The sequence below is a fragment of the Enterobacter cloacae complex sp. IR5441 genome, assembly GCF_049238215.1.
Lineage (GTDB): Bacteria > Pseudomonadota > Gammaproteobacteria > Enterobacterales > Enterobacteriaceae > Enterobacter > Enterobacter hormaechei_C.
The window spans coordinates 29433-49343 of the sequence record NZ_JBMKIA010000027.1 but is presented as its reverse complement, the minus strand read 5'-3'; the positions used below and the strand labels follow the sequence as shown (position 1 = coordinate 49343).

Annotated in this window: 16 protein-coding genes and 1 tRNA gene; 12 read left to right on the top strand and 5 right to left on the bottom strand. The window is 55.4% G+C overall.

The genetic code is table 11. The annotated features are described in order from the left end of the window. Positions 1 to 103, top strand: a 103-nt coding sequence (locus ACOTX5_RS21025; protein ID WP_223230349.1) for a hypothetical protein, incomplete at its 5' end; no start/stop codon positions are given. Between the two features lie 282 nt (positions 104 to 385). Here ACOTX5_RS21025 and ligB read toward each other — a convergent pair. Further along, a complete protein-coding gene (gene ligB, locus ACOTX5_RS21020) occupies positions 386 to 2056 on the bottom strand; it encodes an NAD-dependent DNA ligase LigB (protein WP_045910954.1) in 1671 nt (556 codons plus the stop codon). Between the two features lie 250 nt (positions 2057 to 2306). Between ligB and gmk the strand changes: the two genes are divergently transcribed. The 5 genes from gmk to recG are packed head-to-tail and all read left to right on the top strand — an operon-like array spanning position 2307 to position 8173. Next, positions 2307 to 2930 (top strand): guanylate kinase, encoded by a 624-nt coding sequence (gene gmk, locus ACOTX5_RS21015; RefSeq protein WP_006177710.1) that lies wholly within the window; start codon positions 2307 to 2309, stop codon positions 2928 to 2930. 54 nt (positions 2931 to 2984) lie between these two features. Continuing rightward, entirely contained in the window at positions 2985 to 3260 is a 276-nt protein-coding gene (rpoZ, locus tag ACOTX5_RS21010; protein WP_000135058.1) for a DNA-directed RNA polymerase subunit omega, read from the top strand. A 19-nt stretch (positions 3261 to 3279) separates the two neighbouring features. Then, positions 3280 to 5394, top strand: a complete 2115-nt coding sequence (gene spoT / locus ACOTX5_RS21005) for a bifunctional GTP diphosphokinase/guanosine-3',5'-bis pyrophosphate 3'-pyrophosphohydrolase (protein WP_003860921.1) — start codon at positions 3280 to 3282, stop codon at positions 5392 to 5394. Positions 5395 to 5398: 4 nt separating this feature from the next. After that, a complete protein-coding gene (gene trmH / locus ACOTX5_RS21000) occupies positions 5399 to 6088 on the top strand; it encodes a tRNA (guanosine(18)-2'-O)-methyltransferase TrmH (protein WP_003860922.1) in 690 nt (229 codons plus the stop codon). Between the two features lie 3 nt (positions 6089 to 6091). Continuing rightward, positions 6092 to 8173 (top strand): ATP-dependent DNA helicase RecG, encoded by a 2082-nt coding sequence (recG, locus tag ACOTX5_RS20995; RefSeq protein WP_045910955.1) that lies wholly within the window; start codon positions 6092 to 6094, stop codon positions 8171 to 8173. 3 nt (positions 8174 to 8176) lie between these two features. Here recG and gltS read toward each other — a convergent pair whose 3' ends face one another. Beyond that, a complete protein-coding gene (gene gltS / locus ACOTX5_RS20990; RefSeq protein ID WP_047727030.1) occupies positions 8177 to 9379 on the bottom strand; it encodes a sodium/glutamate symporter in 1203 nt (400 codons plus the stop codon). Between the two features lie 225 nt (positions 9380 to 9604). Here gltS and xanP point away from each other — a divergent pair, with 225 nt between their 5' ends. Together xanP and ACOTX5_RS20980 are read left to right on the top strand one after the other, a co-directional pair. Then, positions 9605 to 10996 (top strand): xanthine/proton symporter XanP, encoded by a 1392-nt coding sequence (gene xanP / locus ACOTX5_RS20985; RefSeq protein WP_015570053.1) that lies wholly within the window; start codon positions 9605 to 9607, stop codon positions 10994 to 10996. A gap of 118 nt (positions 10997 to 11114) precedes the next feature. Continuing rightward, a complete protein-coding gene (locus ACOTX5_RS20980) occupies positions 11115 to 12809 on the top strand; it encodes an AsmA family protein (RefSeq protein ID WP_063945182.1) in 1695 nt (564 codons plus the stop codon). 84 nt (positions 12810 to 12893) lie between these two features. Here ACOTX5_RS20980 and yicI read toward each other — a convergent pair whose 3' ends face one another. Next, positions 12894 to 15212, bottom strand: coding sequence for an alpha-xylosidase (yicI, locus tag ACOTX5_RS20975; protein WP_045910958.1), 2319 nt, complete (start codon positions 15210 to 15212; stop codon positions 12894 to 12896). A gap of 12 nt (positions 15213 to 15224) precedes the next feature. Next, the gene (locus tag ACOTX5_RS20970) at positions 15225 to 16616 is read right to left on the bottom strand and encodes a glycoside-pentoside-hexuronide family transporter (protein ID WP_017693975.1); all 1392 of its coding nucleotides are present in this window, start codon (positions 16614 to 16616) and stop codon (positions 15225 to 15227) included. Positions 16617 to 16903: 287 nt separating this feature from the next. Here ACOTX5_RS20970 and ACOTX5_RS20965 point away from each other — a divergent pair. Beyond that, positions 16904 to 16998, top strand: a tRNA-Sec gene (locus ACOTX5_RS20965). 112 nt (positions 16999 to 17110) lie between these two features. Next, the gene (locus ACOTX5_RS20960) at positions 17111 to 17599 is read left to right on the top strand and encodes a hypothetical protein (protein ID WP_223832643.1); all 489 of its coding nucleotides are present in this window, start codon (positions 17111 to 17113) and stop codon (positions 17597 to 17599) included. Positions 17600 to 17907: 308 nt separating this feature from the next. Here the strand turns inward: ACOTX5_RS20960 and ACOTX5_RS20955 are convergent, their stop codons facing one another. After that, positions 17908 to 18111, bottom strand: coding sequence for a toxin-antitoxin system HicB family antitoxin (locus ACOTX5_RS20955; protein WP_017693977.1), 204 nt, complete (start codon positions 18109 to 18111; stop codon positions 17908 to 17910). A 136-nt stretch (positions 18112 to 18247) separates the two neighbouring features. On the opposite strand from ACOTX5_RS20955, the gene ACOTX5_RS20950 reads away from it, so the two are divergent. Further along, positions 18248 to 18589, top strand: coding sequence for a SymE family type I addiction module toxin (locus ACOTX5_RS20950; protein WP_006812446.1), 342 nt, complete (start codon positions 18248 to 18250; stop codon positions 18587 to 18589). Between the two features lie 58 nt (positions 18590 to 18647). Then, positions 18648 to 19676 carry a virulence RhuM family protein gene (locus ACOTX5_RS20945; protein ID WP_072052497.1) on the top strand — a complete coding sequence of 343 codons (1029 nt, stop codon included), beginning with the start codon at positions 18648 to 18650 and terminating at the stop codon, positions 19674 to 19676. Positions 19677 to 19911 lie beyond the last annotated feature (235 nt).

The window sequence follows — 19911 nt, the reverse complement described above, 5'->3', positions numbered from 1 at the left end:
GCGGCATTCTGGCTACACAATAACAAGGGAAGACTTACTCGTGGCTGCAACCCTACTAGCTCAAAATTTATTCACACATGGTTACGCTTTGGGGAAATTATGAGGGGATCTCTCAGTACATCACCTATAACCCCTTCATTCCCGGCTATTGCTCTCGATTAATAGTGATTGAGATCAATTATGCCGATCTCTCAAAGAAAATAAAAACGCAAGCAGAGCAAATCCTGAAATCGGGATCGGGAATAATATTTCCTCAAAATATATTTACCATGAATAATTCATTTATATTCATAATTATTGCGTATATAAACCGCGTCTCATAAATACGCTATTCACGGCAGCGGAAGTGTGCCCCCTCGCCAGTCTGTTCAGGAGCGCACGCAGATTAAAATCCACCGATGTGCTCTGCGGCCAGCCATTTTGCCAGGGCATCAATCTGAGGCTGATGCAGCCAGTTTACGATCTGGCGGGCCTTCTCCTGCCCGACACCCGGCAGCATCCGCCACTCCGCTTCGCTTCGCTGAATCAGCGCCTGCCAGGTGCGATCCCCTGCCGCCTTGAGCGTCGACCGGGCCAGCGGTATTCCCATCGCGGTGATCCAGCGGATAAAAGGTCGCTCCCGCGCCAGGTTAAACTGATGCCACAGCGCAGCGCCATGCGATGCCGATATCCCCGCCGTCGCGGTGAGCTGCGCCTGCGTGAGCTGTAGCCAGGAGAAGAGGTGCTCAAACCGATGCGCCTGATAGAGGGTCCGCCATCCTGATTCGCCCACTCCTTCGATATCTAACGCCTGCCTGGAACTTAGCCACGTCAGCCGGGCAAAAAATTGCTCCATGCACTCCGGGGAGGCATAGAAACAGGTTAAACCGTTATAGCGCGATGAGGGCGGCTGCGGTTTACGGCGATCCACATTGCGCCACACCACGTTATCCAGCCGGGGAATACCTTGTCCCGCCAGGCTTACCAGCACCTGATCGCCGGGGGCAATATCCAGCCTCTGCCAGCGGTTAACCGACCCTAAGCTGACGCGCTGTACGCGTTTATCGTCGAGCATCAGCGGCTCAAGCTGCGCAATCGCGGTGATCCGCCCGGTACGGCCAACGGTAAAGTGAATCGCTTTGACTTCCGTCACCTGGGCCACAGGAAGGTATTTCCATGCGACGACCCAACTCCCTTCCCCCGGCAGCCATCGCTCGCCCGGCGGCTCTGCCGAGGCGCGAACCACAATGCCATCCGTGGCGAAGGGCAACGAAGCCTTAAACCAGGCCGTCCGCTGCGCCTCCACATCAGCCGCGTTTTTAACCGGCACGGTATAGCGGGCCGTCAGGGTAAAACCTGCCTCCGCCAGCGTGGAAAGGCGTGCTTTCATCGCTTTTGGGCCGTCCGGCCAGGCCCAGATAAAAATGCCTGTCTGCTTCAGCGCTGCGCGATCGGTCGCGCGCATCATTGCCCCCGCTACCTTCGCACGCGCGTTCATCCCCCCCATCCGCTGCTGGATATGCCCGTCGCGCAGCAGAAAAAGTTCACCCTGCAACACGCTGTTGGCAAGCGGCCCGGCCAGCGTTTGCGGAATAGCGGGGATCATTCGCGCCTGTGCCGTCCACTCTTCCCCCTGTAAGCCGTCGCCCCGGCTAATCGCCTGCACCAGCTTGCCGTTTTTGTAGACCAGGGTGACCGCAACACCATCCACCTTTGGCTGTACCCAGAGATCCTGCTGCGTCGCCATCCAGCGGCTAAGCGCCTGCTTGCTTTCTACCTTATGCACGCCGGTATGGGCGAAGGGATGTTTCACCGTCCCACTGGCGGCTGGAAGATCGTCGTGCAGCGGTTCATCGTGAAAACAGCGCTGCCACTGTTTTAAGCGGGCGTTAAGCCTGTCGTAAACGTCGTCGCTCACCTCGCTGCGGCCCTGCTTCCAGTAATCTTCATTCCAGCGGGTCAGCTGCGCCTTCAGGGCCGCGATCTCCTGCCCGGCTTTAGCCGGTGACCAGACCGGGCAAATAGCCATCGCCCCGCTGCTTAAGAAGATCATCAGTATGCTTATCCATTTCACCATTATTACCCCTCCCTGTTTTGCGAAGGGTATACCCTGCCCGTGAGCCGCAGACCAGCTACAAAATTGCATTTTACGAGCGCGCTTCAGCGCATTGTTTTTATTGCAGCAAAAAGAAGGTAAAAGCTGAAAACGGCACGCAAAATTTAATCATCCAGGGGAAAAAGTGTGACAAAGGCTACGTCACACAGCGGCGACGTGTATAATAAGCCCGTATGTAGGACTTCTTCGTTAACACATACAAAAGACTCTCATGGCTCAAGGCACGCTTTATATTGTTTCTGCTCCTAGTGGCGCGGGTAAATCCAGCCTTATTCAGGCACTGTTAAAAACCCAACCGTTGTACGATACGCAGGTTTCTGTTTCTCACACCACGCGAGCACCGCGTCCGGGTGAAGTGCACGGTGAACACTATTTCTTTGTGAATCACGACGAATTCAGAGCGATGATTGGCAGAGACGCGTTTCTTGAACACGCAGAAGTTTTCGGTAACTACTACGGTACTTCGCGTGAAACCATTGAGCAGGTACTGGCGACCGGCGTTAACGTGTTCCTGGATATCGACTGGCAGGGCGCACAGCAAATTCGTAAGAAAATGCCTGATTCGCGCAGTATCTTTATTTTACCGCCATCGAAAGATGAACTGGATCGTCGCCTGCGTGGTCGCGGCCAGGACAGCGAAGAAGTTATCGCGAAGCGTATGGCGCAGGCAGTTGCAGAAATGAGCCATTACGCGGAATATGATTACCTTATTGTGAATGATGATTTTGATGCCGCGCTGAGCGATCTCAAAACTATCCTTCGCGCAGAACGTCTGCGTATGAGCCGCCAGAAGCAGCGACATGACGCATTAATCACCAAACTGTTGGCAGACTGAACCCACTTTCAGTATCATGCCCAGTCATTTCTTCACCTGTGGAGCATTTTAAGTATGGCACGCGTAACTGTTCAGGACGCTGTAGAGAAAATTGGTAACCGTTTTGACCTGGTGCTGGTCGCCGCGCGTCGCGCTCGTCAGATGCAGGTAGGCGGTAAAGATCCGCTGGTACCGGAAGAAAACGATAAAACCACCGTTATTGCACTTCGCGAAATCGAAGAAGGTCTGATCAACAACCAGATCCTCGACGTGCGTGAGCGCCAGGAGCAGCAAGAGCAGGAAGCCGCTGAATTACAAGCTGTTACCGCTATTGCTGAAGGTCGTCGTTAATTAAACCTGCGGGTCGCCCTTGTATCTGTTTGAAAGCCTGAATCAACTGATTCAAACCTACCTGCCTGAAGACCAGATTAAGCGTCTTCAGCAGGCGTATCTCGTTGCACGTGACGCTCACGAGGGCCAGACACGTTCAAGCGGTGAACCCTATATCACGCACCCGGTAGCGGTGGCCTGTATTCTGGCCGAGATGAAACTCGACTACGAAACGCTGATGGCCGCCCTGCTGCATGACGTGATTGAAGATACCCCTGCCACCTACCAGGACATGGAACAGCTGTTTGGCAAAAGCGTTGCCGAGCTGGTGGAAGGGGTCTCTAAGCTTGATAAGCTGAAATTCCGCGACAAGAAAGAGGCGCAGGCCGAAAACTTCCGCAAGATGATCATGGCGATGGTGCAGGATATCCGCGTCATTCTCATCAAACTGGCTGACCGCACCCACAATATGCGCACGCTGGGCTCACTTCGCCCGGATAAACGTCGCCGCATCGCCCGTGAAACCCTCGAAATTTACAGTCCGCTGGCGCACCGTTTAGGTATTCATCACATTAAAACCGAGCTGGAAGAGCTGGGTTTTGAGGCGTTGTACCCGAACCGCTATCGCGTGATTAAAGAGGTGGTGAAAGCCGCTCGCGGTAACCGTAAAGAGATGATTCAAAAGATCCTCTCTGAAATCGAAGGGCGTTTGCAGGAAGCGGGCATTCCGTGCCGCGTGAGCGGTCGCGAAAAGCATTTGTACTCTATCTACTGCAAAATGGTGCTCAAAGAGCAGCGTTTTCACTCGATTATGGATATCTACGCGTTCCGCGTCATCGTCCACGATTCAGACACCTGTTATCGCGTGCTGGGGCAGATGCACAGCCTGTACAAGCCGCGTCCGGGGCGCGTCAAAGATTACATCGCCATTCCAAAAGCGAACGGATACCAGTCTTTGCACACCTCCATGATTGGCCCGCACGGTGTCCCTGTTGAGGTGCAGATTCGTACCGAAGATATGGATCAGATGGCGGAGATGGGTGTCGCGGCGCACTGGGCTTATAAAGAGCACGGCGGCGAAAGCAGCACCACCGCGCAAATCCGCGCCCAGCGCTGGATGCAGAGCCTGCTGGAGCTGCAACAGAGCGCAGGTAGCTCGTTTGAATTTATCGAGAGCGTTAAATCCGATCTCTTCCCGGATGAGATTTACGTTTTCACGCCGGAAGGGCGCATTGTCGAACTGCCTGCGGGCGCGACACCGGTCGACTTCGCTTACGCCGTGCATACCGATATCGGCCATGCCTGCGTAGGTGCCCGCGTCGACAGGCAGCCTTATCCGCTGTCGCAGCCGCTCTTCAGCGGACAGACGGTGGAGATCATTACCGCGCCGGGGGCACGTCCTAACGCCGCCTGGCTGAACTTTGTCGTGAGCTCAAAAGCGCGCGCAAAAATCCGCCAGCTGCTGAAAAACCTCAAGCGCGACGACTCCGTTAGCCTGGGGCGTCGTCTGCTCAATCACGCGCTGGGTGGCAGCCGCAAACTGGCAGAGATCCCGCCAGAAAACATTCAGCATGAGCTGGAGCGTATGAAGCTCGCCTCGCTGGATGACCTGCTGGCAGAGATTGGTCTCGGCAACGCCATGAGCGTGGTCGTGGCGAAGAACCTGCAACAAGGCGAAACGACAGCCGTTCCTGCCACCACGCAAAATCATGGTCACCTGCCGATCAAAGGCGCTGACGGGGTGCTCATCACCTTCGCCAAATGCTGCCGTCCTATCCCGGGCGACCCGATTATTGCGCACGTCAGCCCGGGTAAAGGGCTGGTGATCCACCATGAATCCTGCCGTAACATCCGTGGCTATCAGAAAGAGCCTGAGAAGTTCATGGCGGTCGAGTGGGATAAAGAGACGGCGCAGGAATTTATCACTGAAATCAAGGTGGATATGTTCAACCACCAGGGTGCCCTGGCGAACCTGACGGCAGCGATCAACACCGCCTCATCCAACATTCAAAGCCTGAATACGGAAGAAAAAGATGGCCGCGTTTATAGCGCCTTTATTCGCCTGACCGCCCGTGACCGTGTGCATCTGGCCAATATTATGCGCAAGATCCGCGTGATGCCGGACGTCATTAAAGTCACCCGTAACCGAAACTAGCATTATGAATTCAAAACGTTACGAGCGAATCTGCGAAATGCTCGCCAGGCGTCAGCCTGATCTGACGGTCTGCATGGAGCAGGTCCATAAACCTCATAACGTCTCTGCTATCGTCCGCACCGCAGATGCCGTCGGCGTGCATGAAGTCCACGCCGTCTGGCCTGGCGCACGTATGCGTACCATGGCCTCCACCGCCGCAGGCAGCAACAGCTGGGTATCCGTGAAAACTCACCAGACTATTGGTGAAGCGGTCTCGCACCTGAAAGGGCGTGGCATGCAGGTTCTGGCAACCAACCTCTCTGCTAAAGCCGTGGATTTCCGTGAGATCGACTACACCCGTCCGACCTGCATTTTAATGGGCCAGGAGAAAACGGGGATCACGCAGGAAGCACTGGATTTGGCCGATCGGGACATCATCATCCCGATGATCGGCATGGTCCAGTCACTCAACGTGTCGGTCGCCTCAGCGCTGATCCTGTATGAAGCGCAGCGCCAGCGTCAGAATGCCGGAATGTACGAGCGCAGCAACAGCATGCTGCCGGAAGAGGAGCAGCAGCGCCTGCTGTTTGAAGGTGGCTATCCGGTGCTGGCTCGCGTTGCGAAGCAGAAGAAATTGCCTTACCCCCACGTCAACGCGCAGGGCGAAATTGAAGCCGATGCCGAGTGGTGGTCCACCATGCAGTACGCGGGGTAAATCATGAAAGGCCGCCTGCTGGACGCCATACCGCTCAACAGCCTGACGGGCGTGGGCGCGGCACAAAGCAGTAAACTGGCGAAGATAGGCCTGCACACCGTGCAGGATCTCCTGCTCCACCTCCCCCTGCGCTACGAAGACCGTACTCAGCTTTATAAGATTGGCGATCTGCTGCCCGCTATTTACGCCACCGTTGAAGGGGAAGTGCTGAACTGCAACATCACCTTTGGCGGACGCAGGATGATGACCTGCCAGATCAGCGACGGCACCGGCATTCTCACCATGCGCTTTTTCAACTTCAATGCGGCAATGAAAAACAGCCTTGCCACTGGACGACGCGTACTTGCGTACGGTGAAGCCAAACGGGGCAAATACGGCGCGGAGATGATCCACCCGGAATACCGCGTGCAGGGCGATCTCAGCTCACCTGAGCTACAGGAGACGCTCACGCCGGTCTATCCAACCACTGAAGGCATTAAGCAGGCTACGCTGCGCAAGCTCACCGACCAGGCGCTGGAGCTGCTTGATACCTGCGCCATTAACGAGCTGCTGCCGCCGGAGCTGGCGCAGGGCATGATGAGCCTGCCGGAGGCGTTGCGCACCCTGCACCGTCCACCGCCAACGCTTCAGCTTGTTGATTTAGAGAGCGGGAAACACCCCGCCCAACGGCGTCTTATCCTTGAGGAATTACTGGCTCACAACCTGAGCATGCTGGCTCTGCGCGCAGGAGCGCAGCGCTTCCACGCGCAGCCATTAAGCCAGCGTGATGAGCTCAAAGATAAGCTGCTGGCCTCACTGCCGTTTAAACCCACCGGCGCCCAGGCGCGGGTGACTGCCGAGATCGAACGCGATATGGCGCTGGATGTGCCGATGATGCGTCTGGTGCAGGGCGACGTGGGTTCCGGGAAAACGCTGGTCGCCGCGCTGGCCGCTTTGCGCGCCATCGCCCACGGTAAGCAGGTGGCGCTGATGGCGCCGACGGAACTGCTGGCCGAGCAGCACGCCAACAATTTCCGTAACTGGTTCGCCCCGCTGGGAATCGAAGTGGGCTGGCTGGCCGGGAAGCAGAAGGGCAAAGCGCGCCTTGCGCAGCAGGAAGCCATTGCCAGCGGGCAGGTGCAGATGATTGTCGGAACGCACGCCATTTTCCAGGAACAGGTGCAGTTTAACGGCCTGGCGCTGGTCATTATCGACGAACAGCACCGCTTTGGTGTTCATCAGCGTCTGGCGCTGTGGGAGAAAGGTCTGCAACAGGGCTTCCACCCGCATCAGCTGATCATGACCGCCACGCCGATTCCGCGCACCCTGGCGATGACGGCCTATGCCGATCTGGATACCTCCACCATCGACGAACTCCCCCCGGGCCGTACGCCGGTGACGACGGTCGCCATTCCGGACACGCGCCGCAACGACATCATTGACCGCGTGCGCAACGCCTGCACCCACGAAGGACGTCAGGCTTACTGGGTCTGTACCCTGATTGAAGAGTCTGAGCTGCTGGAAGCGCAGGCTGCCGAAGCCACGTGGGAAGAGTTAAAGCTCGCCCTGCCGGAGCTGAACGTCGGTCTGGTTCACGGACGCATGAAGCCTGCCGAGAAGCAGGCGGTGATGCAGTCGTTCAAACAGGGCGAGCTGCATTTGCTGGTCGCGACCACGGTCATCGAAGTGGGCGTGGACGTGCCGAACTCCAGCCTGATGATTATTGAGAACCCGGAGCGCCTGGGCCTGGCGCAGCTCCACCAGCTACGAGGCCGCGTGGGCCGTGGCGCGATCGCCTCTCACTGCGTGCTGCTCTACAAAGCCCCGCTGTCGAAAACCGCGCAGATGCGTTTGCAGGTATTACGCGACAGCAATGACGGCTTCGTGATTGCGCAAAAAGATCTGGAGATCCGCGGCCCGGGCGAACTGCTGGGCACGCGTCAGACGGGTAACGCCGAGTTTAAAGTGGCGGATTTATTGCGCGATCAGGCCATGATCCCCGAAGTACAACGCCTTGCGCGTCATATTCATGAACGCTACCCCGAACAGGCGGCAGCGTTAATTGAACGCTGGATGCCGGAAACCGAGCGGTATTCCAACGCCTGACGGTCAGCCAAACATCGGCAGCATCAGGTAGAGCTTAATGACCAGCGCGTTGACGATATCAATGAAGAATGCGCCCACCATCGGCACCACCAGAAACGCCATGTGCGACGGGCCGAACCTTTCGGTGATCGCCTGCATATTCGCGATGGCCGTTGGCGTCGCTCCCAGACCAAACCCACAGTGGCCCGCAGCCAGTACCGCCGCATCATAGTTTTTGCCCATCATGCGCCAGGTAACAAAGATGGCATACAGCGCCATGAACACGGCCTGCACCGCCAGGATCGCCACCATCGGCAGCGCCAGCGAGGCCAGTTCCCACAGCTTGAGGCTCATCAGCGCCATCGCCAGGAACAGCGACAGGCTGACGTTCCCCAGCACGGACACTGCGCGCTCAAAGACGCGGTAGAAGCCCATCTGCGCCAGACCGTTGCTCAGGATCACCCCGATAAACAGCACGCAGACAAAGGTTGGCAGTTCGAAAGCCGTTCCCGCCAGCCATTGCGCAACGATTTTGCCCACGGTAAGGCAGATGGCAATCATGGCGATGGTTTCAATCATCACCAGCGAGGTGATGCTGCGGCCAACGTCCGGTTTTTCAAATGCGGTCGGCACCATTTCATCGTCTGGCCTGCCTTCCGGCCTGGTGGAGTGTTTCACCAGATAGCGCGCCACCGGGCCGCCAATCAGCCCGCCAAGCACCAGGCCAAAGGTCGCGCAGGCCATTGCCACTTCCGTTGCGTTTTCAAAGCCATAGCGTTCGATGAACAGCTTGCTCCACGCCGCGCCCGTTCCGTGGCCACCTGACAGGGTAATCGACCCCGCCAGCAGACCCATCAGCGGATCCAGCCCCAGCAGCGAGGCCATACCGATGCCGATGGCGTTTTGCATCAGCAGCAGGCCCACCACAACAATCAGAAACACGCCCAGCACCTTGCCGCCCGAACACAGGCTTGCGAGGTTAGCGTTCAGGCCGATAGTGGCAAAGAAGGCCAGCATCAACGGATCTTTCAGGGACATATCAAAATCGATTTCCCAGCCCATGCTTTTTTTCAGCACCAGCAGGGCCAGCGCCACCAGCAATCCACCGGCGACAGGTTCAGGAATGGTATACTTTTTCAGAAAGGAAACACTGTGTACCAGCTTGCGACCAAGCAGAAGAACCAGCGTTGCGGCAACAAGGGTCGACAACGTATCGAGATGAATCATAAAAGGCTCCTGTTATGCGCGTGTTCCATACACACGCGGCGTTATCCTGGGCCGGGTGATGCTCGTCATGAGCCGCCGGCGCGAAAAGTGTAATTTTTTTTTCCTGTTCGTTGTAGAAAACCTGCTCACACCGGCAGATTTTCTCTCTTTTTTTTGCTGGCAATCGTTTGCTTTTACCAGGTGGTCAGCTAAAATGCCCGCTTTTCCACCGTGGGATTGCCGCCGATGTCTGTTAACACTCTGGAGTCTGCTGATGCGCAACCGATTGCGCAGAAGCAAAACAGCGAACTGATTTACCGCCTTGAAGATCGTCCCCCGCTGCCTCAAACCCTGTTTGCCGCCTGCCAGCACCTGCTGGCGATGTTCGTTGCGGTCATCACGCCGGCTCTGCTGATTTGCCAGGCGCTGGGGTTACCGGCGCAGGATACGCAACACATCATCAGTATGTCTCTGTTCGCTTCCGGCGTGGCCTCCATCATTCAAATTAAAGCCTGGGGTCCGGTGGGCTCGGGTTTGCTGTCGATTCAGGGCACCAGCTTTAACTTTGTGGCGCCGCTGATCATGGGCGGTACGGCATTGAAAACCGGCGGCGCAGATGTCCCGACGATGATGGCGGCGCTTTTCGGCACCCTGATGCTGGCAAGCTGCACAGAGATGATCATTTCCCGCGTTCTGCACCTGGCGCGCCGGGTGATCACCCCGCTGGTCTCCGGCGTGGTGGTGATGATTATCGGCCTGTCACTGATCCAGGTGGGTCTGACCTCCATCGGGGGCGGCTACGCGGCAATGAGCGACCATACCTTCGGCGCGCCGAAAAACCTGCTGCTGGCAGGCGTCGTGCTGGCGATCATTATTCTGCTTAACCGCCAGCGTAACCCGTACCTGCGCGTGGCATCGCTGGTGATCGCCATGGCGGCCGGTTACCTGCTGGCGTGGGCGCTGGGCATGCTGCCGGAAAACACCACCCCAACCAACAGCGCGTTGATTACCGTGCCAACGCCGCTTTACTACGGCCTGGGCATTGACTGGAGTCTGCTCCTGCCGCTGATGCTGGTCTTTATGATCACTTCGCTGGAAACCATCGGCGATATCACCGCCACCTCCGACGTGTCCGAGCAGCCGGTCTCCGGCCCGCTGTACATGAAACGTCTGAAAGGCGGCGTGCTGGCGAACGGACTGAACTCGTTTGTCTCGGCGGTGTTCAACACCTTCCCGAACTCCTGCTTCGGCCAGAACAACGGCGTGATCCAGCTGACCGGCGTGGCCAGCCGCTACGTGGGCTTCGTGGTGGCGCTGATGCTGGTGGTCCTCGGCCTGTTCCCGGCGGTAAGCGGCTTTGTGCAGCACATCCCTGAGCCGGTTCTGGGCGGAGCAACGCTGGTGATGTTCGGTACCATCGCGGCCTCTGGCGTGCGTATCGTCTCCCGCGAGCCGCTGAACCGCCGCGCAATCATGATTATTGCGCTGTCTCTCGCCGTAGGGCTTGGCGTCTCCCAGCAGCCGATGATTTTGCAGTTTGCCCCGGACTGGGTGAAAAACCTGCTCTCTTCCGGCATCGCCGCGGGCGGTATTACCGCTATCGTGCTGAATCTCATTTTCCCGCCTGAAAAGAACTGATCCCCACACGGCAGGCTGTCAATGCCTGCCGTGACATCTCTTTACACCATTCCCGCCTTGAGCATTGCGCATAAATCGTGCATAACACCCTTATGTGTGTTTCGCGGGAAGGAAGACCATGAAATTTATTGGAAAGCTGCTTATCTATCTTCTGGTAGCCCTGCTCATTGTAGTGCTCGCCTTTTATTTTCTGCTTCAGACCCGCTGGGGCGCATCGCAGGTCAGCAGCTGGATCACGGTGAATACCGATTACGAGCTCAACTTTGACCTGATGGATCACCGCTTTTCATCCCCTTCTCACATCCTTCTGGAAAACGTTACCTTCGGACGAGATGGCAAACCGGCCATGCTGGTCGCTAAAAAAGTGGATATTGGCTTAAGCAGCCGCCAGATCACCGACCCGCTGCATATGGATGCCATCACCCTGTTCGATGGCACGCTGAATTTATCGCCGCAGACGGCGCCGCTGCCGTTCCAGGCCGACCGTCTGCAACTGAATGACATGGCCTTTAACAGCCCGAATACGGAGTGGGATCTCAGTGCGCAAAAGGTGACCGGCGGCGTCAGCCCGTGGCAGCCCGAGGCGGGGAACGTACTGGGAAAAAATGCGCAAATCCAGATGAGCGCCGGGTCGCTCACGCTCAACGGCATACCGGCCAACAACGTGCTGATTCAGGGACAACTCAACGGCAAAGAGGTGGTGCTCAATACCATCGGTGCCGATATGGCGCGCGGCTCGCTTACGGGGTCGGCTCTGCGTAATGCCGACGGTGGCTGGGTTATCAACACCCTGCGTCTGAATGAGATCCGCCTGCAAAGCGACAAATCGCTGCTGGATTTCTTCGCCCCTCTCTCCACCCTGCCTTCGTTACAGATTGGGCGGCTGGAAGTGACCGATGCCCGTCTACAGGGGCCAGACTGGGCGGTAACCGACCTCGATCTCAGCCTGCGTAACCTCACCCTGAGTAAAGGTGACTGGCAAAGCCAGGAGGGACGGTTATCCATGAACGCCAACGAATTTATCTACGGCTCGCTGCATCTGTTTGACCCTATCCTGAATGCGGAATTCTCCCCGCAGGGCATTGCGCTGCGTCAGTTCACCTCCCGCTGGGAAGGAGGCATGGTGCGCACCTCCGGCAACTGGCTGCGCGAGGGTCAGGCGCTGGTGCTGGACGACGTTGCCATTGCCGGGCTGGAATATACGCTTCCGGAAAACTGGAAAACGCTGTGGATGGACCCGCTCCCGGTATGGCTGAACAGCGTAACACTGAAAAAATTCGGCCTGAGCCGCAACCTGGTGATCGACATCGATCCGGCGTTCCCGTGGCAGATCACCTCCCTCGACGGTTATGGCGCTAATCTGCGGCTGGCGCAGGATCACAAGTGGGGCGTGTGGGGCGGTAACGCAACCCTCAACGGGGCGGCAGCAACCTTTAACCGCGTCGACGTGCGTCGCCCGTCGCTGGCGCTGAATGCAAACGCCGCAACGGTAAATATTACCGATCTGAGCGCCTTTACCGAGAAAGGGATCCTGGAAGCGACCGCCACCGTGTCACAGCTGCCACAGCGACAAACCACCGTGAGCCTGAACGGGCGCGGTGTACCACTCAACGTTTTGCAGCAGTGGGGCTGGCCAGCGCTGCCGATTGCAGGCGACGGCAATATTCAGCTCACCGCCAGCGGAAGCGTGCAGGCCAATGCGCCGCTGAAGCCGACGGTGAATGGGAAGCTGAGCGCGGTGAATATGGATAAACGGCAGGTGCAACAGACGATGACGGTCGGGATGGTGTCGACGGTGGCTCCGGCACAGTAAAAAGCCGGGTGGCGGCTTCGCCTTACCCGGCCTACGATCTAATGTAGGCCCGGTAAGCGAAGCGCCACCGGGCATTTTTCCAGCTCAGAGGTGAACCACCACCTCATCCCCCTCGGCTTTCACCACCACACCCCATTCGCTGCCCGCATGTGAGCCGCCTTTTACGCCGCCGACCTTCTGCACGTTGCGCAAGCACACCGACCAGTTTTGCGCATCTCCCGCGCCGGTAAAGGTCACGACGTCGCCCTGACGTGACGCCTTCAGCGTAAACACCACAGAACCGTCCGCCGCAGGCACTTCACTTACCGCCGTTGCGCCATCGCTCAGGTTGAAGAGCTGGAAGGCCGTCCCCTCGTGCCACGCATAGTCTGGCTTCTGGTTATTGTTACCCAGCGCCAGCAGCGTGTTGTCGCGCACATAGACCGGCAGGCTCAGGAAATCATGCTGCTGCTTATGCCAGCGGCTACCCTGAATTTCGTCGTTGTGCCACAGGTGCGTCCAGCGCCCTTCCGGCAGGTAGAACTGCACGTCCCCCGCCTCGGAGAACACCGGCGCCACCATCATTGAATCCCCGAGCATGTACTGGCGGTCGAGGTAATCGCACGCCGGATCGTCCGGGAACTCCAGCATCATCGCCCGCAGCATCGGCGTGCCGGACTCGCGCGCCAGCGCCGCCTGACGATACAGGTACGGCATCAGCTGACACTTCAGTTGCGTGAAGTGGCGCACCACATCGCAGGACTCGTCATCGTACGCCCACGGCACGCGGTAGGATTTGCTGCCGTGCAGGCGGCTGTGGCTGGAGAACAGCCCGAACGCGCACCAGCGTTTGTAGACGTGCGCCGGAGCGGTGTTTTCGAACCCGCCGATATCGTGGCTCCAGAACCCGAAGCCGGACAGGCCAATCGACAGCCCGCCGCGCAGGCTTTCGGCCATCGATTCGTAGTTGGCGTAGCAGTCGCCGCCCCAGTGTACCGGGAACTGTTGCGCACCCACGGAGGCAGAACGGGCAAACAGCACCGCCTCTTCTTCTCCCACCGTCTCTTTCAGCACGTTCCACACCAGCTCGTTATAAATGTAGGCGTAGTGGTTGTGCATCTTCTGCGGATCGGAACCGTCAAACCACTGGACGTCCGTCGGGATACGCTCGCCGAAGTCGGTCTTGAAGCAGTCGACGCCGATCGCCACCAGGCCTTTCAGTTTGTCCGCATACCACCTGCACGCATCCGGGTTGGTGAAGTCATAGATCGCCAGCCCCGGCTGCCATTTGTCCCACTGCCACAGGGAGCCGTCCGGGCGCTTCAGCAGGTAGCCCTTCTCTTTCAGCTCCCGAAAGATCGGCGATTTCTGGCCGATGTACGGGTTGATCCACACGCAGACCTTCAGCCCTTTCTCTTTCAGGCGGCGGATCATGCCTTCCGGATCGGGGAAGGTCACCGGGTCCCACTCGAAGTCGCACCACTGGAAGGCCTTCATCCAGAAGCAGTCGAAGTGGAACACGTGCAGCGGCAGGTCGCGCTCGGCCATGCCGTCGATAAAGCTGTTAACCGTCGCTTCGTCGTAGTTGGTGGTGAAGGAGGTGGTCAGCCACAGGCCGAACGACCACGCAGGCGGCAGCGCCGGACGGCCGGTGAAGCGGGTATAGCGGTTCAGCACTTCTTTCGGCGTCGGGCCGTCGATCACGAAGTACTCCAGATACTCCCCTTCCACGCTGAACTGCACTTTGGAGACCTTCTCGGAGCCGACTTCAAACGAGACATTTTCCGGATGATTCACCAGCACGCCGTAGCCGCGGTTGGTCAGGTAGAACGGGATGTTTTTGTAGGACTGCTCGGTGCTGGTGCCCCCGTCGCGGTTCCAGGTTTCGACCGTCTGGCCGTTACGTACCAGCGCGGTAAAGCGCTCGCCCAGACCGTAGACCGTTTCCCCCACGCCCAGATCCAGACGTTCAAACACATAGTTGCGATCGGTATTGCTGTCCTGCACGTAGCCGTTGTTTTTCAGCTGGCTGCCGGTAATGCGCTGGCCGTTGCGCAGGAAATCCAGCGCCCAGAACTCGCCTTTGGCGACGCGCACGCTGACGCTGCCGCTTTTCAGCTCGGCAAATTCGGCGTTGTTTTCAATCTCAACTTTTACATCCTTCAGAACGTTCAGCGGATAGTGCGGGCCGTTGTTCAGCGCACCCTGGAAGTGCTCAATGCGCACCCCGACAATCCCTTCCTGCGGGGCAAACAGGCGCACCGTGAACATCAACGTGTCGAGCTGCCAGGTGCGTTCGCGCACGTCACGCGGCGCCACATACACCACCAGGTCATTGCCCTGCTGCTCCACGTCGAACACCTGCACCGGATAGGTCACGTTCAGACCCGGTTGAATAAGCCAGTTTCCATCACTGATTTTCATGCTTACGTCCTCTTAGTTCTGCAATTCTTTGCTGACCGGCAGGTTTTCAAACTCCTGCTGATTGCGGCGCGCGCCCTGCGCCAGCTCGCGCAGAATTTTGGTCAGGAAGGGGGTTTTCAGCGTGTAGTAGCGTTTGGCGATGATGGCGCTCAGCACGTAACAGATCGCCGGTGCCAGGGTAAACAGGCCGATAATGATGCTGATGGTCGCGCTGTTCTGGGTTTTGGCTGCCGCGTCGTAGCCGCCGCCTGCCAGCATCCAGCCTATCATCGCCCCGCCCAGCGCCAGGCCGAGTTTCAGCACGAACAGCGTGCCCGCAAAGCTGATGCCGGTCAGTCGTTTGCCGTTGGTCCATTCGCCGTAGTCGACGGTATCGGACATCATTACCCACTGAATCGGCGTCACCAGCTGGTGCAGCACGCCGATAACGAAGATGAAGCCGAACATCAGGACGGTGGCATGCATCGGCACGAAGAACATCGCCACGCTGACCACCGCCAGCGCGGCGTTGGTCCACCAGAAGATGCTGACCTTGCACTTCCAGTCGGTGAGCGGTTTCGCCAGCGCGGAGCCGATCAGGTTGCCGACGCAGTAGGTGGTGAGGAAGGCGACGAACACTTCCGGCGAACCCATGATCCAGGTGCAGTAGTACATCATCGCGCCCCCGCGCACGCAGACGGCGAGAATGTTGAGGATGGTGAGCACGCCGACGATGCGCCACTGGTCGTTTTGCCAGATATCACGCAGATCTTCACGCATGGAGGTGGTGCTCGGCGGCACCTGGATGCGCTCTTTGGTGGTGAAGAAGCAGAACGCCAGCATCAGGAACGCGACCACCGACAGCACGGCGATCCCGCCCTGGAAGCCGAAGGCTTTGTCATCACCGCCAATCAGGTTCACCAGCGGCATCATCAGCACCGTAGAGAGCATACCGCCCGCCGTCGCCAGCACGAAGCGCCAGGACTGGAGGGAGATACGCTGCGTCGGGTCGTTGGTGATCACGCCGCCCAGCGCGCAGTACGGGATGTTGACCACGGTATAGAGCAGGGTCAGCAGGGTGTAGGTAACGGCGGCGTAAACCATTTTACCGTTGAGGCTGAGGTCCGGCGTGGTGTAGGCCAGCACGCAGACGATGCCGAACGGAATGGCGCCGAACAAAATCCACGGACGGAACTTGCCCCAGCGGCTGCGGGTGCGGTCGGCAATCAGGCCCATGCACGGGTCGGAGATCGCATCCAGCGCGCGGGCCAGCAGGAACATGGTGCCGACAAACCCGGCGGGAATACCAAAAATATCGGTGTAGAAAAACATCATATAAAGCATGACGTTATCAAAAATGATATGGCTGGCGGCGTCTCCCATGCCGTAGCCAATCTTCTCTTTTACTGACAGGACTTCGCTCATATTTTTATCCTTCACGCTGTAGGGGGCGCTGAGACCGGTTACCGTTTTTTAAACCATTGTTTCAGGGGCGGGTATTGCGTTTTCTGGTTAAGAGATTACGTTTCTTGTTTTTTGTGATCGGGATAAAAGTTGATGAGCACGAAATGCTAACCTGAGGATTTTCTTAAGAATTAGCTGAAACAGGGGGGTTAATGTCAAAAGAGAGGTGAAAAAAGTGGTGTGGGGTATGTGGTAAATGCCTGAAAGTAGCTATAATGCGCCCCGCCTCCATGTAGCAATGCAGGCGCGGAAGATCGTCATCTCCGGTGAGGTGGCTGGACTTCAAATCCAGTTGGGGGCGCCAGCGTTCCCGGGCAGGTTCGACTCCTGTGATCTTCCGCCAAAATTCTATGATTTCTCTCCAAAGACTAAACAAAACATCTCCGTTATCTATCTCTCGCATATTTTACTTAAAAATGCTAAATTTATTAAAATTAAATATTGGGGATAATAGCATGAGTTCTGGAGATATAGTCGCGTATATTGGTGCCGCAGCCTGGCTACCTCAAATAATTAATTTATTTTATAAATACATAACCAAACCAAAGTTGAAGTTTTACTATAACAATACCCTAGAGATAAGCTATACTTCTTTTGGTCCTATTTTTAATTTAAGGATGAATCTCCTTTCTAATAAAAAACCATTATTAATCGAGGATCTTTCAATTGAAATAAAACATATGGATGGTGATATTCATAGTTTGAAATGGGTCGGGATTACTGAAATCCAAAACGAAATTAGTGATGACAGTGGTAATAAACAATATATCACAAAAGATTATCCTGCGATTGCAATAAATCTTTTCCAAGATCTATTGACAGAAAAATTTATAAAATTTCAAGAACCTAAATTTCATGAACAAGATTCATTACTACAAAACGAATTACTTTCGCATATAAACTATCTTAAAAGTAAATCATCAGTAGACTTTATAAAAAACTGAAAGAATCTCAACAATATCATAATCTGATTACCTCACGAGAAAACTTTATTTGGTGGAAAGCGGGTGAATACTCTGTAACTATAAAAGCAAAATCCTCCGATAACTTCATATTAGAAAATAATACATTCACATTTAAACTAAGCCAAACAGATATTGATTTATTGAAATTCAACATCCCTTGTATCTCGACATTTATTGACTGCCAAATAACTCAATCTGATGACATTAGGAATATAAAATGGAATTGGGTTAATCCAAAAGTTATAAGATGATTTAAAAAAGAGGTACAGTATAAATTTCTGTGCCTCTCATTTAGTTTCATTCAAGTAATTTTTATTATTGATTTTTTTTAGCTCTTCTCTACCAAGGTTTTTCAACCAATTCCCCAAACTCATCCCCGCCTCCTTCGCCGCAGCCTCAAACTGCGCCTTCAACTCCGGCGTAATGCGAATCTGAAAAGTCGGTGCCTTTCCGGATTTTGACTGATTAGGGTCACGTTTGGCTGTTGACATGTACGTACCTACAAGAGCAAGATATCATCATTCAGGTACGTACCTTAACACACGTGTACCTGAGATTGAAACGCCCTCGCCAGGTACTCGCAATACCGGACGAGAGCTAACCTCACCAACTATCAAGGAGTTGATTATGGCTGATTCGCATTCTACCCCAGACACCGACCAATCCGGAACCGAGCGTTCGTTAATTGTGGGATACCGCCCGAATGTTTACGACAAATCTACGCCAAAAATCATCCTTTCCGGCAAGTGGCTGCGCGCGGCGGGGTTTGATACCGGGCAGCAGGTCACGGTAAAGGTCATGAAAGGATGCATCGTTCTGGTGGCGTATAACGAGCAGGAGCAGCGTTTGCAGGACGATTATAAACGGACGAAAGCAAAGCTTATTGAGATAGAGGACGCGCTTGCAGCGATCCAAATTCCACATGCTGGAAAGCGCCTCGCAAAATCAAATACAAACCACCTGGCTTAGCGGCTGTTTCTGGCATACTACGAGCTTACAGGCATCAACCTTATGAAGCGGAGGCAGCATGACATATGAGGAATTAATAAATTCTCCAGCCGGTGAGTTTGTCATGTTTGCCAGCAAGGATGGAAAAGTTCGCATTGAATGCCGCTTCGAAAGCGATACGTTGTGGCTCTCACAGGCCACGATCTGTGAGTTATACGGCAAAGCCAAAGCTACGATCAGCGGGCATATCAAGAATATTTTTGATGAGGGTGAACTGGTCGAAAATTCAGTTGTTCGGTTTTACCGAACAACTGCCAGCGATGGTAAAGTATATAACGTTCAATACTTTAGCCTGCCCGTCATTCTCGCCATCGGCTATCGCGTCCGATCCACGCGAGGTACGCAGTTCCGCCAGTGGGCCACCCAAACGCTCCAGGAATACCTGGTTAAAGGCTTCGTTATGGACGACGAGCGCCTGAAAAATCCGCCTGTGGGATCTTCCGCCGTCCCTGACTATTTCGATGAAATGCTGGAACGCATTCGCGATATACGTGCCAGCGAACGCCGGGTCTATCTTCGCGTGAGGGAGATTTTCGCATTAGCTGCTGACTATCAGCCGTCGCTCAAAGAAACCACGCAATTCTTTCAGACCATCCAGAATAAACTGCATTTTGCCTGCACTGGGCACACCGCTGCTGAGTTGATTCACCAACGTGCGGACGCCACTCAACCGCATATGGGGCTGACCAGCTATAAAGGCGAAGAAGTCCGTAAAAGCGATGTCACCACCGCAAAAAATTATCTGTCTCAGGATGAGGTGAGCGAGCTTAATCGCGTCGTTAATATGTGGCTCGATTTTGCCGAAGATCAGGCCAAACGCCGCAAGCAGGTATTTTTACGAGACTGGCAAACCAAGCTCGATCAGTTTCTGCAATTTAATGACCGGGACGTTTTAGAAGGAGCAGGCAAAATCAGCAAGAAAACGGCTGATGAAAAGGCGTGCTCAGAATACCTCGAGTTTGAAAAAAAGCAGCGCCTGCTGAAAGAAGCCGAAGGTAAGAAAGATATCGCCAGCTTATTAAAATGGGATAAGCAGGCTAAGCGCTAATCCCGGCATAGGTTCATTATTCAATGATATTCATCATTTCAATATTTGATGCTTTTTTAGTGACTATTATTCTTGCGATGGAAGAATAGTCATAAATCAACCTTATAAATTTTTAAACGTCAATTGATACCATCCATATCTCGCAACTACAACTTTCTATTAAACCAACCAAAATTCTTTAACATTCCTGTTTTGAAATGAAAGTCACAATTTAAATCCATTATGAAGAGTAGTT